The organism is Deefgea rivuli DSM 18356, assembly GCF_000620145.1.
GTDB lineage: Bacteria > Pseudomonadota > Gammaproteobacteria > Burkholderiales > Chitinibacteraceae > Deefgea > Deefgea rivuli.
This window is the reverse complement of the sequence record NZ_JHVM01000015.1, coordinates 20,751-41,054: the sequence shown is the minus strand read 5'-3', so window position 1 is coordinate 41,054 and position 20,304 is coordinate 20,751. Positions and strand designations below refer to the sequence as shown.

Genomic DNA, 20,304 nt, shown 5'->3' with positions numbered 1-20,304 from the left:
GTGAAACAAAAGTATCCACACAGCAAAACTTATCAATTCGTCATTCCGACGAAGGCCGGAATCTAGCTGCAATGGTGATTTTACCGTTGCTCTGGATACCGGCCTACGCCGGTATGACGAAGAAAATTATTGAATCGACTTAGGTGGTTCTAGTTCGGCGTTAGCCGCTGCTTCAGCAATTTCGGCGGCGATTTCTTCTTCAGAGCTACGCGCCCAGAACATACGGTCGGGAATGAACTGCCCCATACCCGGACGGAACGCGGCAGACAGCGCTTGCCACGTGAAGTCTTGCGCGTCTTTCACCGCCTCAGAAATATCCGCACCATTGGCTAATGCACCGGCAATCGCCGACGCCAACGTCGCACCAGCGCCGTGGTAACTGCCTGGCAGGCGTTCCCACTGATCAGTGCGCACGCGGCCTAGGCGGCTGTACAGCGTATTAACGACTTTCGGCGTTTTTTCATGTGTGCCGGCAATCAATACGTATTCGCAGCCGCATTCCAAAATCCGTTGTGCGGCGGCATCGAGTGGCATATCTTCCTGCTCATCGGGATCGTCTGAGCCGAGTAAACGCGCCTCGGTATTATTTGGCGTCACGATCAAGGTATGCGGTAGCAGTAGCTCGCGCATGGCGCTAATCAGCTCTTCGTTCGAAAGTTCTTCGCCACGCCCCATACTAAACACCGGCTCTAAAATCAACGGAATATCGGGATAGTCCGAAGCGATTTCGGCAATAACAGCCAGATTCTCAACGCTGCCGACCATGCCAACTTTGATCGCATCGATTTTGATGTCTTCTAAAATAAACCGCGCTTGCTCGTCGACGATTTCTGAATCAATCGCATGAAATTCTTGTACGCCTGCGCTGTCTTGCACCGTCATTGCGGTGACAATCGGCAGGGCGTGGCAACCCAATGAGGCCAGCGTCAACACGTCGGCCATTAACCCCGCGCCACCAGAAGGATCATTAGCTGCAAAAACTAGCACGGTGGGTGGAGTTGGATTCATATGCGCAGAGTGGTTCGTGTAAAATTAGAATTCTAAACCACTCTGAGCGACTTATCCCGATGAAAAAATATATGTGCCTGATTTGTGCTTTTATTTACGACGAAGCCGAAGGCCGTCCTGAAGACGGCATCGCGCCGGGAACCAAATGGGAAGACGTACCAATGAACTGGACCTGCCCAGACTGTGGCGCGCGTAAAGATGATTTTGAGATGGTGCAAATCTAATCGCACTTTGCTCGTTTTAAATAAAGCGAAGAGTAGGGCTTAAACATCGCAAGCATGAACTACGCAGCATTTTTAAAACACGCGCCAAGGATGGCTATGAAACGTCTCTTATTAAGCCTATTGCTGGCTACGCTGGCAGCAGGCTGCCAGCAAGTCAATACCACCAGCGGTGGCGCAGTTGGCGCTAATCGCAAGCAAAGCATGTTGCTTTCGAGCGAACAAGTCGATCAGATGGCCGCTGCCAGCTACGCTGATACCGTTAAACAAGCGGCAAATAAAGGCAAATTGCTGCCAGATAACGACCCTACCGTACGCCGTGTTCGCGCCATTTCGGCGCGCTTGATTCCGCAAACCGCGGTGTTTCGCCCTGATGCGGCCAAATGGCAATGGGAAGTGAATGTCGAAAAAAGCCCAGAGCTCAATGCCTATTGCATGCCGGGCGGCAAGATTATGTTTTATACCGGCATCATCGAGCAGCTCAAACTCACCGATGATGAAATCGCGCAAATCATGGGCCACGAAATCGCCCACGCGCTGCGCGAACATGGCCGTGAGCGCATGAGCTCGGAATACGGTAAAGCGATTGCGATGCAAGGCGGTATGCAATTGCTCTCAATTGCAACCGGCGGCAAATACGATGCCTATCAAGATTTAGCTGGTGGCGGGCTCAATGCCTTGGTCGATGTAACGTATTCCTTGCCCAATAGCCGCACACATGAATCTGAAGCTGATGTGATCGGTCTAGAGCTGGCAGCACGTGCAGGCTACAACCCGAATGCCGCAGTGAGCTTATGGCAGAAAATGGCCGCGCAGGGCGGTGGCAAAGGGCCGGAATTTATGTCGACGCATCCATCGAGCACCACGCGAATTGCTGAGCTACAAGCCAAAGTGCCAGTGGTGATGCCGCTGTATGAAGCGGCCAAAGTAAAACCAGTGCCGAGCGCAGCACCGAAGAAACGAGCGAAATCGTAATTAAAATTGCGGCAAAAGGTCGGCGGCTTGTTCAGCATCAGTTTAAAAATGCCGCCGCGTGCCTACAATCGATCTTTCCGCATCATTGCGGTGCTCAATGCAAAAAGGAAAGACCATGTTGTGGATTAAATCCATACACCTAATTTTTGTCATCAGCTGGTTTGCTGGGCTGTTTTATTTGCCACGCATCTTCGTCAATCTGGCGATGGCCACCGAGCCTGCTGAGCGAGCGCGGCTTAATTTGATGGCGCATAAGCTGTACCGTTTTATGACGCCGATTGGCATCTTGTCGCTGATTTTCGGCGCCTGGCTGTGGAGTTATTATGACTTTTACATGGGCGAAGGCTGGCGCTGGATGCATGTTAAGCTCAGCCTGGTTGCGCTGCTGATCGGCTATCACGCGTGGTGTCGGCAAATTGTGCGGACTTTTGCTGCCGGCCAAAACACCCGCAGCCATGTTTGGTATCGCGTTTTTAATGAAGTCCCTGTACTTGCCTTGTTCGCCATTGTCGTATTGGTGATTGTGAAACCCTTTTAAATGGTCAGAAAATGAAAGCCTTGCTGCCTGTGTTGTTGATTGCGCTACTCAGCGCCTGTGATGAATCGTCGTCAACGACTGCGGCCAGCGCTGCGGCAAGTTGCGGTGTGTATGCGATTGGTCCGAACCAAATTAAAGACATCCTCAAAAGCCCTGAAGCGAGCGAGCAGGCTAAACCAGCGCCCGGTCGAATTGCAAAATCGGCGATGCCAGCGGAAGTACAAGCGGAGTTTCCTGATGGTTTATTAGATGCTCAGGGCTATTACCGTGGCATGGCGGTGTATTGCACCGTTGAGGAGGCACGCAAAGCCATTGTTGAGCAGAAATACACCGATTGGAGTGTGTATGAGCTGGCAACCGATTGGGCAAGTAATGTGTATAAAGCCGACGACGGTGCACATCACCTAAGCAAAGACGCCACCATCGCTAAGGCGGTTGAATAATGGCAGTCGAAATCGAGCGAAAATTCCTCATAGCCAACGACGCATGGCGCGAACAAATCAGCCGCAGCACGCGTATTGCGCAAGGCTATCTGTGTACCGATATCGAGCGCACCGTGCGCGTTCGCACCAAAGGTGAAGCGGCTTTTTTGACGATTAAAGGCAAAAATGCCGGCATCAGCCGCGCTGAATTCGAATACGAAATCCCCGTCGCCGACGCGCTTGATATGCTTAAACTTTGCCCGAATGTGCTGGATAAAACTCGCCATTTGGTCGACATCGATGGCCACACTTTTGAAATCGACGAATTTCACGGTGCGAATGCCGGATTGATCGTTGCCGAGCTGGAATTGGCTTCTGAAGAAGCGACTTATCCACAGCCCGCATGGTTGGGGCTAGAGGTCTCAGGTGACGCGCGTTATTACAACAGCGCACTGTCATTGATGCCGTTCAGTGCGTGGAAATAGTTTAAAAACAGTGGTCCACGAAAAGCACGAAAAAACATGCTCCGCAGGAAATACCCTTGAGGTACGAACGTGAAGCATCTGCCGCCGCGTGGGAGCGGGCTCGGCCGCGAAGGTTTCTGTTGCCAAGCGCCATGTGAACGAAATGAGGTTGTATGAGTGATTTTCCGGTTTTAAGAACTGAGCGTTTAATCCTACGTGAAATCGTCGCCGCCGATGCTGCGGCGATTTTTGCCATTCATGGCAACGCAAATGTGATGCGTTATTTCGGCGCAGATCCCATGTTAGAGCTCGCGCAAGCGCAAGCATTGATTACCGCTTTTGCGGATTGGCGTGGCGAAGCGCAATCGGGCATTCGCTGGGGCATCGAGCAAAACGGTCAGCTCATCGGCACTTGCGGCCTATTCCGTTGGAACCACGCTTGGCACAGCGCGATGGTCGGCTATGAACTTGCACAGTCTGCGTGGGGGCAGGGCTATATGTTGGAAGCGCTCGCTGCGATTTTGCCGTATGGCTTTAGTGAAATGAACCTCAACCGCATCGAAGCACAAATTCATCCTGATAACACCGCCTCGCTCAAACTGATGCCCAAACTCGGTTTTACGCATGAAGGACAGTTACGCGAGGCGGGATTTTGGGGAGGCAAGTTTCATGATTTTGTGCAATTTGGGCTTTTGCGGCGAGGGTGCCAAGGATAGTCGAATAGGACGGCTTAATTTTATCAATCCGCGCTGATTGCTTTGTAACGCTGAGTCACTGACATAATTTGATGTGTTTTGATAGCGAGAAACTAATGCCGATTCCTGAATTTGCGACCCATTATTTCCTACCCGAAAACGGCCCGTTTAAGAGTTTATCGAGTTTAGAAGGCGGCGGTGATAACCCGATTTTTCTTGAACTGTTAAATCGGCATCAACACGATCCTGCCTATCGCCGCCGTTTTGGCCGCGAATACATTCAACGTCGGCGAGAAACCGAGCAAGCGTTGCGCGAGCTGTTTATTGCGCGGGGTGGCGCGCCGCAAGTTGAGCACCCACTTTATCTCACGCTGGGGATGTCCGCGTGGTTTAAAGGCTTAAACGAGAGCCATCAAGAAATCAGCATTCCACTGGCAAAGCTCAACCCCGCAACCACGTCGGTGACGTTTCCCGATAGTTTTATGACGATGAGCCGAGCCGATAAACCTTATTTCAAACAAGTTTTTCTGCTGGATGAGCTTGAAGCCATGGCGCAACGTTTCGGCATTCCCAACAACGACCATCTCGTGCCGTACGAAAAATACTGGGAAACGGATTTTGAGCTGTATGTGGAAATTCAAGTTTGGGATAAAGCCGAAACATTGTTAACGGCATAATTTGAGGGCTGTGTAGCGTGTAGGGCGGGTCAAGACCCGCGTTGATTATCGTTGCGATATTGGTCTGATTGGCGGGTTACGCCTAAAGGCTAACTCGCCCTACGGCATTGAGGTGTTTGATTGTAGCTCTTTATTTAAAATGGCTAGCTCGCAATACCTAATCATTTTGACTCATCAAAACGGACTACAGCAACGTTTTAATTAAACTCGACCAACTTCAAAGTAATCTATCTCCGGAATCCACTTCATGCTAAATATCGCGATCGAACTTGCTCAATTGGCGGGGCATTCTTTGCTGGATCGTTTTGGCCAAACGCAGGCCGTGACGATGAAGGGCGATGTTAGCAATATTGTTACCGCCGCCGACACGCGTGCCGAGCAGATTATTGTCGCCGGTTTGCGCCAGCGCTTTCCGGGGCACTCGATTATTTCGGAAGAACTCGGCAGCGATTTGCGGCCATCGGATTACACGTGGATTGTCGATCCACTGGATGGCACATCCAATTACGCGGCGGGGATTCCGTGGTTTGGCGTGCTGATTGCGCTGTTTCGTGGCACCGAGCCGATTTTGGCGGTGCTGCATACGCCGGTGAATGGCGATCTGTATCTGGCCGAAAAAGGCAGTGGCGCCGAGCGCAACGGGCAACGCATCCATGTCAGCCTAGAGGCTGAGCTGCACAATGTGCTATGGGCGTATGGTATGGATGCGCAGACCAGTGTGGCAGCGGCGGAGCGCGATATACGGCTACTAACGCAATTACTACAACGCGTACGCAATGTGCGCGCCACCAATAGCCTGATCGATGCCGCCTACACCGCCGACGGGCGCTTGGGCGGCATGCTCAATCAAAGCACCCGCCTCTGGGACATCGCCGCACCAATGTTGCTGATTCAAGAAGCGGGCGGCATTTACACCGCCAGCAACGGCGCGCCGCTCAAACTCGATCTATCCGCCAGCGCCCCCGAGCAAATTTATTCCGTCCTCGCTGGTGCACCGATGTTGCATGGCGCGGTGGCTGAGCTGATGCGGCAGGTCTAGTTTGTGTTTAATCGTGGCGGATTATTGGGAGTTTTTGGTGAATGATCTTTTAAAGCAGCTCATTGCGTATGAGCAAGTATTGCATCAAGCCGATGTGCGTAAAAATGCAGCACAATTAGCAGAGTTACTGCATGCGGATTTTTTTGAAATCGGCGGATCGGGTAATAGCTACGATCGCGCGGCGATTATTCAAGCCTTGCAATCAGAAAACCCAGCCAAGGTTTGGTCACAAGATTATGAGTTGAAAATGATCAGTGATCAGGTCGCCCTGTTGATTTATAAAGCCGCGCATTTCGCCGCAGATGGCACTTTAGTGCGCCATTCATTACGTAGCTCGCTATGGCGTTTCGAGTTAGAAAAATGGAGCATGATTTTCCACCAAGGCACCCCGACAGCGCCTTTTGTCCAAGTAGAACAGACTTACGCTTAAGGCTGATCCACACATCGGAATTGATGTATTTGATCATAGCCTTTTATTTACAATGCTTAGCTGGCAATACATCGACTTAAAAACAAACCTCGTTGATCTGCGCGAGATCCCTTGTATCGCGCCGAGCGAGGAACAAGCGGGGCGGGGTTTTTGCGATCAATGTTTGAGCGAGGCCGATGCTTTTGTATTTGAGGCCGAACGAGTTTTGAGCGCAACCGACCCGATTGTCCGCAGCGAGGGGATCCGGCGCAGCCGGACGCAGATACTAGGGTCGCCTTTCTTTGCTTACTTTCTTTGGCGAAGCAAAGAAAGTAAGTGCCGCGCGGCATGAGCGCGACCATGGCGATTAGAATGTTGATGTTTTAAGTTAAACGCTGCACTTTTCATCAAAATTAAATTTCAAATATTAAGTAGGTATACGAATGCAGCCATTAATCAAAAATGCCTCCATCCATATACCCATTAAACAAAGGTAATCACTATGACCAGCCGTAACGAACAACTTTTTGAATCTGCCAAAAAACACATCCCTGGTGGCGTGAATTCGCCAGTACGAGCTTTTGGCTCGGTGGGCGGTACGCCGCGCTTTTTTAAAAAAGGCGCGGGCGCTTTTGTTTGGGATGCGGACGATAAGCAATATATCGATTATGTCGGTTCTTGGGGCCCGTTGATTCTTGGCCACGCACACCCAGCGGTCATCGACGCGGTGGTGAATACCGCCAAAAACGGCATGAGCTTTGGCGCGCCGACTGAGGGCGAAGTTGAGCTGGCTGATTTGCTGTGCCAAATGCTGCCGTCACTGGAGCAAGTTCGCCTCGTTTCCAGCGGTACCGAAGCGACAATGAGCGCGATTCGCCTCGCGCGCGGCTTTACTGGCCGCGATAAATTGGTCAAATTCGAAGGCTGCTACCACGGCCACGCCGATAGTTTGCTGGTGAAAGCAGGTTCTGGCCTGCTGACCTTTGGTAATCCCTCTTCCGCTGGTGTTCCGGCTGCGGTGGCGGCCGATACGATTGTGTTGCCGTACAACGATGTGGCTGCGTTGGAAAGCTTATTTGCAGCGAACGGCGGCGAAATTGCAGCGATCATCGTCGAACCGATTGCTGGCAATATGAATATGGTGCAGCCAAGTGAGCAGTTTGTTGCCGCGATGCGTAATCTCACCACGCAACACGGCGCGGTGCTGATTTACGATGAAGTAATGACGGGGTTTCGCGTTGGATTGCACTGCACGCAAGGCCTGCACGGCATTACCCCTGATCTGACTTGCTTGGGCAAAGTCGTTGGTGGCGGCATGCCGCTGGCGGCATTTGGTGGCCGCGCCGATATTATGGCGTTTTTAGCGCCGCTGGGCCCTGTTTATCAAGCGGGTACTTTATCGGGAAATCCAGTTGCCGTTGCTGCGGGTTTGGCGACGTTAGCCGAAATTAGTAAACCTAACTTCTTTGAGAATTTAGCCGCACAAACGGCGAAATTCGTCTCTGGATTAAATGAAATCGGCGCAGATCACGGACTTTGTGCACAGTCTGTTGGCGGTATGTTTGGCGTGTATTTCGCCGAAGTTGTGCCAACGTCATTCGCCGATGTAATGCAATCTGATCGCACCCGTTTCAACGCGTTTTTCCACGCGATGCTGGAACAAGGCATTTATCTCGCGCCATCGGCATTTGAAGCGGGCTTTGTGTCGGCTGCGCATACCGACGCTGATATTGCGGCGACTTTGGCGGCGGCTAAAATCGCGTTAGCGCAATGCTAAGCGGACATTCTGCGTCAGTAGCGACGCCAATCACACCGCTGGCGCTGGATTTTGGCGGCCAGCAGCTCATCGGCAGCGCGCATTTGCCTGCTGCTGCCGAGCATGCTGTGTTGATGCTGCATGGTTTTACTGGCAATCGGATCGAATACACGTATTTTTTCGTAACGCTGGCACGCGTGCTGGCAGCGCGGGGGATTGCGGTGTTTCGCTTTGATTTCTTGGGGTGCGGCGAAAGTGATGGCGAATTTGCCAACATTTCTGTGGCCAGCCAAGTGGCACAAACTCAGCATTTATTAGCGCATCTGGCTGCAAATTACCCACAATACGCGCGGCATGTGCTCGGCTTTAGCATGGGCGGCTTGGTCGCGTTGCAAACCGCCTTGGTCGATAGTGCAGCGATGCGCTCGATGACTTTGCTCGCACCAGCGGCTAATTTAGCGCAATTGGTTGAGTCGGTGGCGAGCGCTAATTCTGCCGCGCACCACACTGATCGTACTGATTGTGTGGATTTTTTGGCTTTAGAAATTAACCAAACATTCCGGCAAGAGCTCGCTCAACTCGCACCGTTTTCGGGCTTGGCGACGTTGAATATTCCGACGCTGGTCGTGCATGGTCAGCTCGATCAAGCCGTTCCGGTAGAAATCGGCGAACAAGTCGCCGCTTGCTTGCCGCAAGCGACGTTTGAAGCGTGGCCGGACGCCGATCACACCTTTGCGCGGCGCGAGTATCGCCTGCAATTGGGCGAGCGTATCGCTGATTTTGTATTGAGTCGTCCCTAAAAGCCGTGGGTTTTGATTGATTTTTATTGGACGTGAAAAATGAGTGAAAACAAGCTTAAACGAGTGAGCTGGCGGGCTGCGGTTCTGCTAGAGGGCACAGAACCTTTGCTGGTGAAAGTATCGCAGGCGTCTGAAACACAGCTTGAGCTGATCTCACTCAATTCACTCAAAGCCGGCCTTGAATTGCGCTTGTTTCTAGAGCTGCACGATGTTTCGCATAAGAAGAATGAATATTTTCCAATGCAGATTAAGGTGATGGATTCGGTGCTGGTGGCCAGCGCGCATCATTTTCGCTGCAATGTGAAAGTAAGCCAGATTGACAGCAAGCCACAGTCTGCTTTGAGGGATGCACTGGAACTGGTTAATTAGCCGTTAATGTCTGATATTAACGGCTAATTGCTGCATTTAGCGTAAGTTGGCGGTGATAAATTTCCCAATCAATTGAATCTCGGGCAAGCACACCGAATGTTGCATTGGATAAGTATGCCAATCGACCTTCACGCCTAAATTCGCGACGAAATCTTTGGCTTTTTCACCGAGCACAACGCCGACGACAGGATCTTGGCTACCATGTGCAGCCAGTACCGGCGTGGTTTGATTGGCGGCGATGGTGTCAGCTGTGAGCAGCGATTCAGCAGGCAGGTAAGTCGATAAAGCGACAATCCCAGCCAGCGCTTCTGGATGAGTTAAACCAGCGGTATAGGCAATCGCACCGCCTTGGGAAAAGCCCGCTAGCACGATACGGTGGCTAGGTATGCCTTTGGCATTCTCAGCAGCAATCAAATCGCGAATGGATTGCACTGATTGCTGCACGCCAGCGATATCGGCTTGGCGGCTGATTTGGTCGAAATGCACGATGTCATACCAAGCGCGCATCACATAGCCGTTATTGCAAGTAATCGGCATGGTCGGCGCATGCGGAAAAATAAAGCGCACGGCCAAATCGGCCGGCAAACCCAGCTCAGGCACGATGCCTGCAAAATCATTGCCATCTGCGCCCAAGCCATGCAGCCAAATGACGGTTGCAGTTGGATTCGGAGCGGTTTCAATGGTGACGCAAGGGAGTAGAGCAGAAGTCATTTTAAAGTCTCAGGGAAATTGATCCCTGCATGCTATCAAAAAATGGTGTTGCTCAGGATTACTAATGTGGGGTTGATGGGTATATTGATGTAGGGATTTTTATATATGCTCTACATGCATATACATCGATATTTTTTTTGAGGGTATTTGCGTGTAAGGTGGGTTGAGCCGTATTTGGGCGATACCCATCAACGTTATATCAATGGGTATCGCTTCGCTCCACCCATCCTACACATTCGCATTTAATAAAATGACAAAAAAAATGCCTTCCAATTGGAAGGCATCGCTGGCTTGCTGAATTACTCAGCTTTAAATTCAGCCAACATCGTTTGCAATTCGCCGCTGGCGAATAGCTCTTTCATAATGTCCGAACCGCCAACAAATTCGCCCTTGATGTAGAGCTGTGGAATCGTTGGCCAGTTGGCGTATTCTTTGATGCCTTGGCGGATGTCTTGGTCGGCCAATACATTCACCGCAGCAAAATTCACGCCACAGTTTTTCAGCATTTGCACTGCGCCCGAAGAAAAGCCGCATTGTGGGAAAGACGGCGTGCCTTTCATGTATAAAACCACTGGATTTTCGGTCACTTGCTGGCGAATTGTGTCTTGAATGCTCATGATGATGCTCACAAAGGTTGATAGATTTAGTCGGGTATTGTAAGCCGATGCTCCAAACGCGGCAAGCCCGTTGGGGTGGCGCTACGGCGTGGCTTGAATCACGGCGCAAGCGATTCGGGCGCCAGCGTTGCCCGCCGGTTGGCTGTGGTAATCATCAGGGTTGGCATGAATAATCACCGCTTTACCGATGATATTGTTTGTGCCGGGCAGCAGGCTGAGTTGCGCGAGTGTGAATTGTGTTTCGGCCAAGCCATCGGCGTTTGCGTTGAGATTGGGGATGTCGCCCGCATGATGTTCAGCTGCTTGCGCGCCGTGCGCGTGTTGTTGTGGATTAAAATGCCCACCCGCGCTGCTAAAATCGGCTTTGCTGCAATCGCCCGTCATGTGGATATGAAAGCCGTGTTCACTATTGGGCTTTAGGCCTGCCACTTTGATCCTAAGTAAGACCGGCCCGCTGTCTTGTTGATAAAACAGCAGCTCGCCGTTGATTTTTTGCCCCGCAGCCGATTGCAACTCGGCTTTTGCCTGCGGCGGCATGTTTTTCGGCCCTGCACAAGCGACTAAACCGACACTGCATATCAATGTTAAATGGGCTTGCCACATGATGGTGCTCCTTGCCTATTGAAACCCTAACCATACTTCGGCCAGTTTCAAGCACAAGTGACAATGCCATAATCCATGACTAGCGGTTGTTCAATTTTAGCTGCGCCACTGCCCGCCGCTCACGCGGTCGTTATCGCCCAGATCGCGCCATGTTTGCGCTTCCGCATAACCCGCTTGTTGCAGCAATTCGCGGCAGGCTGCGCCTTGATCCCAGCCGTGCTCGAGCAATAGCCAAGCGCCAGAAACGAGATGCTGCTTGGCTTGGGTGATGATGGTGGCTAAATGCTGCAAGCCATCGCTGCCGTCGGTCAACGCGCCGCTCGGCTCAAAGCGCAAGTCGCCCTGCGTTAGATGCGCGTCGTTCGCTTCGATATACGGTGGATTGCTGACGATCAATTCAAACTGTTCACCCGCCACTGCGGCCAGCCAATCGGATGGTAAAAAGCGCACGTCAGCGTTCAGCGCGGCGGCATTTTGCGTTGCGACTGCCAAAGCGTCGGTCGAAATATCCAGCGCAGCGACATTTAAATCAGGGCGTTCGAGTTTCAGCGTAATCGGAATACAGCCCGAACCGGTACCCAAGTCGATCACGCGGCCAGCTTGTGGCGCACGTGCGATAGCCAGCTCGACTAGCAATTCGGTATCAGGGCGCGGTATTAGCACCGCAGGCGTCACCACAAACTCGCGGCCATAAAATTCACGGCTGCCGAGGATATACGCCACCGGCTCGCCAATCCGCCGCCGCGCCGCCAGCGCTGCAAACGCGGCGCTGTGTTCGTCGCTGGCCAGATCAGTGTCATGCGTAATCAGCCAAGCACGGTTTTTTTGCACGATGTGCAGCAGCAAAACCTGAGCATCAAAACGCTCAAGGCTGCTGGTTTGGATCAGTTCACGATAAGTGGGCATATTTTAGTTAATAGTTTTTTTAAGTGCCTGCGGCACGGTTTTTTAGAGCCGCAATCCGCGGCGGGGACTTACTTTCTTTGCTTCGCCAAAGAAAGTAAGCAAAGAAAGGCGACCCGGGCGCACATCGGTCCCCGATGCCCTCGATCAGTCGTGAGCCAAACGATAAAACTGTTCGTCTCTCTCCTTCACTCGGTGTGCTTAGACGGGATTTTTAAGCCCCAGACCAACCAGCGTGGCACAGCATTAACCCTCAATTTACATCAAGAAAATCGTCGCCAAGCCCAGAAAAATAAAGAATCCCAAGCTATCGGTTAGCGCGGTAATCATCACCGATGAGCCGTACGCGGGGTCGCGGCCGAATTTTTGCATGGTGAGCGGCACGAACAGGCCCACCAGCGCCGCGACGATCATATTGAGCATCATCGCACCCATCATCACCAGCCCCAAATCCCATTTTCCATACAGCGCCCACGCCATCAGCCCCAGCACCGCGCCCCACATCAGGCCATTAATCAGCGCAATGCCCAGTTCTTTAAGCAGTAGCATCCGTGTGTGTGAGGGTTGAATTTGCCCGAGCGCTAAACCGCGAATAATCAAGGTCGTGGTTTGGGTGCCGGTATTGCCGCCGATGCCTGACACAATCGGCATCAATGCGGCCAGTGCGACCAAGTGCGCAATCGTGTCTTCAAACGCGCCAATCACGCGGCTGGCGATAAACGCGGTGCAGATATTCAGCGCCAACCACGGCCAGCGGTTTTTGACCGCTTTCCCGACGCTGGAAAACAGGTCTTCGTCTTTCAAACCAGCCAAAGATAGTACTTCAGCGTCGGATTCTTCACGAATCACGTCGACCATTTGATCGACGGTAATGCGGCCAATGACTTTGTGATTGGAGTCGACGACAGGCGCAGAAACTAAGTCGTAACGCTCAAATGCTTGCGCGGCGTCGCCCGCGTCATCAAACGGCTGAAACACCACCACATCATCGGCCATGACGGCTTCGACGTATTGCTCTGGATCGCTTATCAGTAACACGTTAAGCGGCAATACCCCTTTTAGGATGTCATTGTCGTCAACGACAAACAATTTATCCGTATGCGTCGGCAACTCGTCAAAGCGGCGCAAATAGCGCAGTACGACTTCAAGCTTGACGTCGGCGCGGATGGTCACCATCTCAAAATCCATCAGCGCACCGACTTGATCGTCGGTATACGACATCGCCGATTGCACTTCGGCGCGATCTTCCGCATCCAGCGTGCCGAGCACGGCGCTTTGCACATCCGACGGTAAATCGGGCACCAAATCGGCCAGCTCATCGGTATCGAGTTGCCCTGCGGCGGCGACCATTTCATGCGGCGCCATATCGGCCAGCAAGGATTCACGTACCGCGTCCGACACTTCAAGCAGAATCTCGCCGTCGTCATCGGCGTCGACCAAACCCCATACGGTTAAACGATCAACTGGCGGCAGCGCTTCCAAAATATAGGCAATGTCGGCCGGATGTAGATTGGCGAGCTTGTTTTCTAGCTCAGCGAGGTTTTGCCGATGAACGAGTTGTTCGACCAGATCGTGTTTCGGGCCTTCTTGCTTGTGCACCATGCCTTCAACCAGCTTGTGCCGCTCCAGCAAGCGCGTGACTTGTTGCAGGCTGTCTTGCAAGCTTTCTTGCGGTTTGCGATTCATCACGGTCATGGTTTTGGCCCTGCAGGCGACTATCTGCACGCGAAACGCGCGCCATAGCACTGGTTGAAATAATGCGGTGCGGCGGCAGTTTAGCACGGGCTTATGACGCTGCGAATTGTGCCGCGCGCTCAATTGCGTCTTGGATGCTGCATCGCGCAAATAGGCCGTACATAATGGCTGGCACTCGCAGTGAGGGACGCCGCTCGCAGCGTCATTTGCTCGTGGTATTCTCGGCGTGCCGTTCATTACCGTGGAAGAGGTTTTATGTCGCTGTATTCTTTGCTGCCAATTGCGTTTGTGTTGATTCAACTGCTATTTATTGGGCGGGCTATTTTGCGGCCGCAGCGTGAACCAGCGTCGCGCGTCGCGTGGATTGTCGTCATTGCGCTGCTGCCGATTGTCGGTGTGCTGGCGTATATTTTATTAGGCGAAACCAGCATTGGTCGCCGCCGTGTTGCGCGCTTGAATCAAGCTAAGTCAGCCCTGCAATCGTCTGAAACCACGCCGTGGCCGCAGCAAATTCCCGAGCGTTTTAGTCAGCTGTTTCAGTTTGGCCAGTCAGTGAATGGCTTTCCGCCCGTTGCGGGCAATACGGGGCAATTGCTGCCAGCGGACGGCATGATTGCCGCGATGGTCGCGGATATGGATGCGGCGACCGAGCATATTCATCTGATCTTTTATATTTGGCTGACTGATCACAGCGGGCTGCAAATTGTTGAAGCACTGAAACGCGCTGCCGCGCGCGGTGTGGCCTGCCGTGCAATGGCAGATGGTTTGGGTTCGCGTTCGATGATTGCGTCTAAACATTGGAAAGCGATGCAAGACGCTGGCGTGCAAGTGGCCGTCGCGCTGCCGATTGGTAATCCGCTGCTGCGCCCGTTTAGTGGCCGAATTGATTTACGCAATCACCGCAAAATCGTCGTCATCGACCGGCATATTACCTACTGCGGTAGCCAGAATTGCGCCGATGCGGAGTTTTTGGTCAAAGCCAAGTTTGCGCCGTGGGTCGATGCGGTGATGCGCTTTACCGGGCCGATTGCGCAGCAAAATCACTTTTTATTTAAAAGCGATTGGATGGCGCAAACCGGCGACGATTTGACCGAATATTTGCAACCAATCGCTAATACGCATATCGGCCAAGGTGTTGTCGCGCAAGTGATAGGCACTGGGCCGACGCAGCCGTACACGGCGATGCCTGAAATGTTCACGACGCTGATGTACGCCGCGCGGCGCGAATTGGTGATTACGACACCGTATTTTGTCCCCGACGAGGCAATGCAAGCGGCGCTGTGCGCCACGGCGCGACGTGGTGTGAGTACGACGGTGATTTTTCCGCAGCGCAATGATTCATGGATTGTTGAGGCCGCGAGCCATAGTTATTACGAGGAATTACTCGCAGCGGGCGTGCAGATTTATGAATTTGTCGGCGGCGTGCTGCACACCAAATCGCTGACGCTGGATGGCGAAATGACGTTGATCGGCTCAGCGAATCTGGATAGGCGCAGTTTTGAGCTGAATTTTGAAAACAATATTCTGTTTTTTGATGCGGCCTTAACCGCGGAAATGCGCCAACGGCAAAGTGAATATCTAACGCAAAGCGAACTCGTCACCGTCGATATGGTCGCGCAATGGACTATCCGTCGCCGTTTGTGGAATAACACGATTGCGATGCTGGGGCCGCTGTTGTAATTCACACGGCCAAAGTGGCTTGAATACGCTTTGGCTAATGATGCATTAACTTGCAGTACCTAAATCTTCTTGCCCAGCATACAGCTGATTAATTTTGTAATTAATGTAAAACGCAGTGAACAAAAACGTCCAGCTACCGTGAAGCCAATCGGCATGTTCTGGTGTGAGCGCCAAGAGTTGATTCAAGCGGCTGCGCATTTGAAACGCCCACAGCAAGGCCATCACACCACTAATGAGTGCAAATGCAGTACTCGCAAAGCTCAAGGCATGCTCAGGAGGTACAAAAAACGAGCCGACCGTCAGCACCGCACTCAGCCCATACGCAGCGATCAAACTACTCACAAAATTGCTTGAAATGGGCTGGGCATTTGGAATCTGCACTAGCTTTTGGCTTTGCTGTTGGATATAAATTGCCGTGTAAATGCCAAAGCTAAACAGACTCAGCAAATACAAACGCCAAGTGCTTTGGCTTTTCATAAGTGCGATGATTTCTTTGCGATCCACAATATTTCCTTCATCAAGTGAGCGGTGGGTGCGATAGCGCAGCAGCTTGCGCGTAAATAGCGCTTAGGACAAGCGGATAAACTCGCGATAAAAATCTACAAAAGCGCGCACTTTGGCGGGCACGTGTCGCCCTGGCGGGAAAACCGCGTAAATGCCGCCGTTAGGCAAAGACCAGTCCGCGAGCACCCGCACTAATTGACCGCTGCTCAGCGCCGCTTGTGAACTCATTTCATCCATCACCGACAGCCCCGCGCCGAATTCCAGTAGAGCCAGCAAGGCATTCGGCGAATCAACTTGCAGCCGTGATTTCATTTGCACCGTTTGTGTATTCCCAGCGGCATCGCGCAGTTTCCACGTTAACGGCGTGGGCAACAGCGACAGCGCAACCCACGCATGTTCGCTTAAATCGGCCGGTTGCTGTGGCGCGCCGTGCTGCTGCAAATAGCTAGGCGCAGCGACGATATATTGCGCAAATTCGCCCAATTGAATCGCGCGCTGCGATGAATCTTTGAGCCAACCCACCCTAAACGATAAATCAATGCCATCGGCTACTTGATCGGTGACGCGATCACCCGTGCGCAAATCAATGCGTAGCTGCGGATGCCGCGCCGCAAATTGTGCCAGCGCGGGCGCAACCGATAGGCTGGCATGCGCCACGCTAGCCGAAATTCGCAGCAGCCCCGTTAATTCGCCCTGCTCACTACCGAGCTGCGTTAACGCTTCGTGCAAGCCCATCAGCAGCGGCTGGCAATGCTGATGCAGCGTGCGCCCAGCATCGGTCAAGTTGACTTGCCGCGTCGTGCGCGTAAATAGCGCGGTGCCTAGCTGCTGTTCTAGCCGACTAATTTGCAAACTCACTTTGGCCTTGGCGACGCCCAAACGCTCGGCCGCCGCAGTAAAGCTTTTCGCTTCAACCACAGCATTAAAAATGCGCAGCGCATTCAAATCAATCTGATCTAGGGTAGACATAGACGTAACTCGCTAGTGGGCAATTGTTAAGAATTCCATAACAATAAATTATGGATTTTGCTGTTTATCGCGTCAATAAACACAGGCAAACTGCAGTCACTCGATTCATATTTAATTACCCATAAGTATCTACACAAGTTCAAAATCAGTCATTTAGATCGTCATACCGGCGTAGGCCGGTATCCAGAGTGCAGGGTAAATCCACCATTGCAGCTGGATTCCGGCTTTCGCCGGAATGACGAATTGAGGTTTGTAGAGACCTATGTTCAATCACTTCAAGGAAAATAAAATGAAAATCGCACTGATCGGCGCTACTGGCTTTATTGGTTCTGCTTTGCTCGCTGAAGCACTCAGCCGTGGCCACCATGTAACCGCATTTGCCGCGCATCCAGAAAAACTCGCCCCTGCCGACAATCTGCTTGCTGTCGCGACGGATGTGCAAAACCTCGGTCAACTGACAACGCAATTGCAAGGTTTTGATGCGGTGATTAGCGCATTTAGCGGTCATGCTAATGCTGATACTTTGGGCTATTACGTTGCGGGGATTAGCAACATTATTCAAGCCGCCAAAACGGCCGCCGCGCCGCGCTTATTGGTCGTCGGCGGTGCGGGCTCGCTCGAAGTGGCACCGGGCGTGCAAGTGATCGATACGCCGAACTTCCCCGCTGAATACAAAGCCTCAGCCGAAGGCGCACGCCTAGCATTGAACTTGCTGTGCCAAGAAACGAGCCTCAATTGGACGATGCTCAGCCCATCAGCAATGATCGCCCCAGGCCAACGCACCAACGAGTTCCGCCTCGGTGGCGACCAACTATTAAGCGACACTGAAGGCAAGAGCCATATTTCGGTCGAAGACTACGCAGTGGCGATGATTAACGAATTAGAGCAGCCACAGCATGAGCGTCAACGGTTTACGGTGGGTTATTAATTAGATTGGGTGTTGAGGCCGTCAATCTATTGGCTTGATGGGTATATATATGCAGCGCATATTTAATAAGTTCTACGAACAAATACCCATAAGATATTGGCAATATTAAAATTGGGGTTGATGCCGTGCCGCGATCGTTGAGCAAGGGCTTAAAGTCCCTTGTATCAAGCCGAGCGAGGAACAAGCGGGTCGGGGTTTTTGCGATCAATGTTTGAGCGAGGCCGACGGTTTTGTATTTGAGGCCGAACGAGTTTTGAGCGCAACCGACTCGATTGTCCGCAGCGAGGGTATCCGGCGTAGCCGGACGCAGATACTAGGGCGGCCTTCTTTTGCTTACTTTTCTTGGCCGTTCAAGAAAAGTCAGTGCCGCGCGGCATTAGCGCAACCATGGTGAATAGGAAATTGATGCGTTCATTTAAGTGATACGCTGTTTTTATCAATACCAAATCTGAATATCACCAATTATTCTTAGGTATTACCTTCCAGTCCTTTTCAATAAAGCCTTTCATGTGTATACCCACTAGGAAGCAAAAGGCCGCCAAAATGGCGGCCTTTTGGTGAAATTAGCTTTGCAATTAAATCAAAACTGCCTCCGTATCTATTATCCCAAACACAGCTGCGCCGCAGCGCGGGCGCTGCATTCTCGGCTGCTGTAGGCGCAGACGTGGCTAGTGCCTTCGGGTGCGGCGTCGTAGCCGTTGCGTAGCGCGACTAAAATCAATTGCTCGCCAAATTTGGCGGTCAGTTGCGCGACAAAAGCTTTGGATGCGGCTTGTGCAAAATCTTCGCCGGGCAGTGGATAATTTTCGGTCACGGCCAAGATACGCTGGCGCGAATTGAGCGGCACTTCTTTGAAAAACTCCTGCGCCGCTTCGTAATCAAGGCAATGCAATTGCCCTTCTGGAACGTGCAGCGCCAGCTCAGCGGCAAAATATTCAAATGCCGGAATTTCCTGATTTGGGCCAATACCGCGTGGGTTGATTAGATTGGCGTAATCGTCCATCGGCGTGGTTTGAATAACGATAATTTGCTGATCGTCTTGCAGCGGCAGATTGCCAGCTTCATCACGCAGGATTTTCACCGCGGCGCTTGCTGCTGCGGCTTCAATTTCGCGATGCGCGGCCAGATCAAAGTCTTGATACAGCGGCATAGGCACAAGGCGCGCGAGTTTGAATGCGACCACGCGCTCGGCAATCGCGTTGATTTCGGCCTCTGCCATGCGGCCATCGTTCACCGCAGCCACAATCGCTTCGATCATCGCGATTTGATTATCGAGATAATTCGGGTTGTGATCGTAATGCTCTTCCGACAGCATCATCATATCGATACCGGCGTGAAATGCAGTGATCGCGGCGTCAACAGGCGCGAAATTACGCCGAATTGCGCCCATATTCATACTGTCGGAAATGACGATGCCTTTAAATCCCAATTCACCGCGCAGCACATCTTGCAAAATCGCCTTCGACAACGTAGCTGGGTACTGTGGATCAATCTGTGGATAACAAATATGCGAGGTCATGATTAGCTCGACACCCGCATCAATCGCTGCTTGAAACGGCGCTAAATCCTCGACCAGCAAGGTCGCCAGCGATTTATCCACTTGTGGAATCTCGCGGTGCGTATCCCCGGTGGTGTCGCCGTGGCCGGGGAAATGTTTGGCGCAAGCGACAATGCCGCCCTGATGCGCGCCGTTCACCGCCGCCGCGACTTGCGCCGCCACTTGGCTAGGCGTTTCGCCAAACGCGCGCGTATCAATAATCGGCGAATTGGGCTGCAAATTCACATCGGCGCAGGGGCCGAGCACGCAGTTAAAGCCCGCCGAGCGCATTTCTTGGCCAAACACTTGATATATCGCCGCCGTTAATTCGGGCTGATTCGCGCTACCGAGCGCCAAATTGCCGGGGCCAGTCGTCGATTCGGGCGTGAGCACGCTCCACGCACCTTCTTGATCGACGCCGAGCAGTAGCGGAACAGAATTGGCGCGTTGATTAACGATCTCTGCCATCGCTTGCGTCAGCGCGCGCGCCTCGTCAAACGTCGTCGCATTATCTTGGCTCAAATAGCAGCCGCCCAAGTTATAGCGCTCAATCAAAGGCCGCGCTGCAGCGGCGTCCGAGCCGGGAAAAGCCAGAATAAATAGCTGCCCCACCTTTTCTTCTAAAGACCAAGAACGAACAATCTGTGCGGCTTGCGGCTGAAAAGCGGAAAACATGGGCAACTCCAAAAAGGGCGAGGCAGGAAAGGATGGGGGAATAAGTTGTCGGCAAAATGTATATAGCTTGACTGGCAATGTCAATTTAGCAATGCCGTATGACAATAAG

The 20,304-nt window shown here is 52.3% G+C and carries 23 protein-coding genes; 14 read left to right on the top strand and 9 right to left on the bottom strand.

Going from position 1 to position 20,304, the window contains the following annotated elements; all coding sequences use genetic code 11:
- Positions 1 to 126: 126 nt before the first annotated feature.
- A complete protein-coding gene (thiD, locus tag Q320_RS19045) occupies positions 127 to 1,008 on the bottom strand; it encodes a bifunctional hydroxymethylpyrimidine kinase/phosphomethylpyrimidine kinase (protein ID WP_051534580.1) in 882 nt (293 codons plus the stop codon).
- 59 nt (positions 1,009 to 1,067) lie between these two features.
- Here thiD and Q320_RS0107850 point away from each other — a divergent pair, with 59 nt between their 5' ends.
- From Q320_RS0107850 to Q320_RS0107790, 12 genes are all read left to right on the top strand, one after another.
- On the top strand, positions 1,068 to 1,232 hold the full coding sequence (locus tag Q320_RS0107850; RefSeq protein WP_027468540.1) for a rubredoxin: 165 nt from the start codon (positions 1,068 to 1,070) through the stop codon (positions 1,230 to 1,232).
- Between the two features lie 96 nt (positions 1,233 to 1,328).
- Positions 1,329 to 2,204 (top strand): M48 family metallopeptidase, encoded by an 876-nt coding sequence (locus Q320_RS19040; RefSeq protein WP_156939024.1) that lies wholly within the window; start codon positions 1,329 to 1,331, stop codon positions 2,202 to 2,204.
- 115 nt (positions 2,205 to 2,319) lie between these two features.
- Positions 2,320 to 2,742, top strand: coding sequence for a CopD family protein (locus tag Q320_RS0107840; RefSeq protein ID WP_027468539.1), 423 nt, complete (start codon positions 2,320 to 2,322; stop codon positions 2,740 to 2,742).
- Between the two features lie 11 nt (positions 2,743 to 2,753).
- Entirely contained in the window at positions 2,754 to 3,185 is a 432-nt protein-coding gene (locus tag Q320_RS0107835) for a DVU_2496 family lipoprotein (protein ID WP_027468538.1), read from the top strand.
- The gene (locus tag Q320_RS0107830) at positions 3,185 to 3,649 is read left to right on the top strand and encodes a CYTH domain-containing protein (RefSeq protein WP_027468537.1); all 465 of its coding nucleotides are present in this window, start codon (positions 3,185 to 3,187) and stop codon (positions 3,647 to 3,649) included. The genes Q320_RS0107835 and Q320_RS0107830 overlap by 1 nt, the downstream gene beginning before the upstream one ends.
- Positions 3,650 to 3,801: 152 nt before the next feature.
- Positions 3,802 to 4,344: a GNAT family N-acetyltransferase gene (locus Q320_RS0107825; protein ID WP_027468536.1), complete on the top strand. Its 543-nt coding sequence runs from the start codon at positions 3,802 to 3,804 to the stop codon at positions 4,342 to 4,344.
- A gap of 95 nt (positions 4,345 to 4,439) precedes the next feature.
- Entirely contained in the window at positions 4,440 to 5,000 is a 561-nt protein-coding gene (locus Q320_RS19035; RefSeq protein ID WP_035853124.1) for a hypothetical protein, read from the top strand.
- Between the two features lie 247 nt (positions 5,001 to 5,247).
- Positions 5,248 to 6,039, top strand: coding sequence for an inositol monophosphatase family protein (locus Q320_RS0107815; protein WP_027468535.1), 792 nt, complete (start codon positions 5,248 to 5,250; stop codon positions 6,037 to 6,039).
- 37 nt (positions 6,040 to 6,076) lie between these two features.
- The gene (locus Q320_RS0107810; protein WP_027468534.1) at positions 6,077 to 6,469 is read left to right on the top strand and encodes a nuclear transport factor 2 family protein; all 393 of its coding nucleotides are present in this window, start codon (positions 6,077 to 6,079) and stop codon (positions 6,467 to 6,469) included.
- 481 nt (positions 6,470 to 6,950) lie between these two features.
- Entirely contained in the window at positions 6,951 to 8,225 is a 1,275-nt protein-coding gene (gene hemL / locus Q320_RS0107800; protein WP_027468532.1) for a glutamate-1-semialdehyde 2,1-aminomutase, read from the top strand.
- A complete protein-coding gene (locus Q320_RS0107795; protein WP_027468531.1) occupies positions 8,219 to 9,004 on the top strand; it encodes an alpha/beta hydrolase family protein in 786 nt (261 codons plus the stop codon). The genes hemL and Q320_RS0107795 overlap by 7 nt, the downstream gene beginning before the upstream one ends.
- Before the next feature lie 39 nt (positions 9,005 to 9,043).
- A complete protein-coding gene (locus Q320_RS0107790; RefSeq protein ID WP_027468530.1) occupies positions 9,044 to 9,373 on the top strand; it encodes a hypothetical protein in 330 nt (109 codons plus the stop codon).
- A 36-nt stretch (positions 9,374 to 9,409) separates the two neighbouring features.
- Here the strand turns inward: Q320_RS0107790 and Q320_RS0107785 are convergent, their stop codons facing one another.
- The 5 genes from Q320_RS0107785 to mgtE all read right to left on the bottom strand — a co-directional run bounded on the left by Q320_RS0107785 (position 9,410) and on the right by mgtE (position 13,902).
- Positions 9,410 to 10,084 carry an alpha/beta hydrolase gene (locus Q320_RS0107785; RefSeq protein WP_027468529.1) on the bottom strand — a complete coding sequence of 225 codons (675 nt, stop codon included), beginning with the start codon at positions 10,082 to 10,084 and terminating at the stop codon, positions 9,410 to 9,412.
- Positions 10,085 to 10,383: 299 nt separating this feature from the next.
- Entirely contained in the window at positions 10,384 to 10,701 is a 318-nt protein-coding gene (grxD, locus tag Q320_RS0107780; RefSeq protein ID WP_027468528.1) for a Grx4 family monothiol glutaredoxin, read from the bottom strand.
- Between the two features lie 81 nt (positions 10,702 to 10,782).
- A complete protein-coding gene (locus tag Q320_RS0107775) occupies positions 10,783 to 11,304 on the bottom strand; it encodes a superoxide dismutase family protein (RefSeq protein WP_027468527.1) in 522 nt (173 codons plus the stop codon).
- Positions 11,305 to 11,400: 96 nt separating this feature from the next.
- Positions 11,401 to 12,210: a peptide chain release factor N(5)-glutamine methyltransferase gene (prmC, locus tag Q320_RS0107770; protein WP_027468526.1), complete on the bottom strand. Its 810-nt coding sequence runs from the start codon at positions 12,208 to 12,210 to the stop codon at positions 11,401 to 11,403.
- 255 nt (positions 12,211 to 12,465) lie between these two features.
- Entirely contained in the window at positions 12,466 to 13,902 is a 1,437-nt protein-coding gene (gene mgtE, locus Q320_RS0107765; RefSeq protein WP_027468525.1) for a magnesium transporter, read from the bottom strand.
- A gap of 255 nt (positions 13,903 to 14,157) precedes the next feature.
- Between mgtE and cls the strand changes: the two genes are divergently transcribed.
- Complete coding sequence (cls, locus tag Q320_RS0107760) at positions 14,158 to 15,582, top strand: cardiolipin synthase (RefSeq protein WP_027468524.1); 1,425 nt, start codon at positions 14,158 to 14,160, stop codon at positions 15,580 to 15,582.
- A 45-nt stretch (positions 15,583 to 15,627) separates the two neighbouring features.
- Here cls and Q320_RS0107755 read toward each other — a convergent pair whose 3' ends face one another.
- Together Q320_RS0107755 and Q320_RS0107750 are read right to left on the bottom strand one after the other, a co-directional pair.
- Complete coding sequence (locus Q320_RS0107755) at positions 15,628 to 16,086, bottom strand: DUF4234 domain-containing protein (protein ID WP_027468523.1); 459 nt, start codon at positions 16,084 to 16,086, stop codon at positions 15,628 to 15,630.
- A 63-nt stretch (positions 16,087 to 16,149) separates the two neighbouring features.
- A complete protein-coding gene (locus Q320_RS0107750; RefSeq protein WP_027468522.1) occupies positions 16,150 to 17,055 on the bottom strand; it encodes a LysR family transcriptional regulator in 906 nt (301 codons plus the stop codon).
- A 289-nt stretch (positions 17,056 to 17,344) separates the two neighbouring features.
- Between Q320_RS0107750 and Q320_RS0107745 the strand changes: the two genes are divergently transcribed.
- On the top strand, positions 17,345 to 17,983 hold the full coding sequence (locus Q320_RS0107745) for an NAD(P)-dependent oxidoreductase (protein ID WP_027468521.1): 639 nt from the start codon (positions 17,345 to 17,347) through the stop codon (positions 17,981 to 17,983).
- Positions 17,984 to 18,584: 601 nt separating this feature from the next.
- Here the strand turns inward: Q320_RS0107745 and Q320_RS19030 are convergent.
- Complete coding sequence (locus tag Q320_RS19030; protein ID WP_035853120.1) at positions 18,585 to 20,195, bottom strand: glycoside hydrolase family 3 protein; 1,611 nt, start codon at positions 20,193 to 20,195, stop codon at positions 18,585 to 18,587.
- Positions 20,196 to 20,304 lie beyond the last annotated feature (109 nt).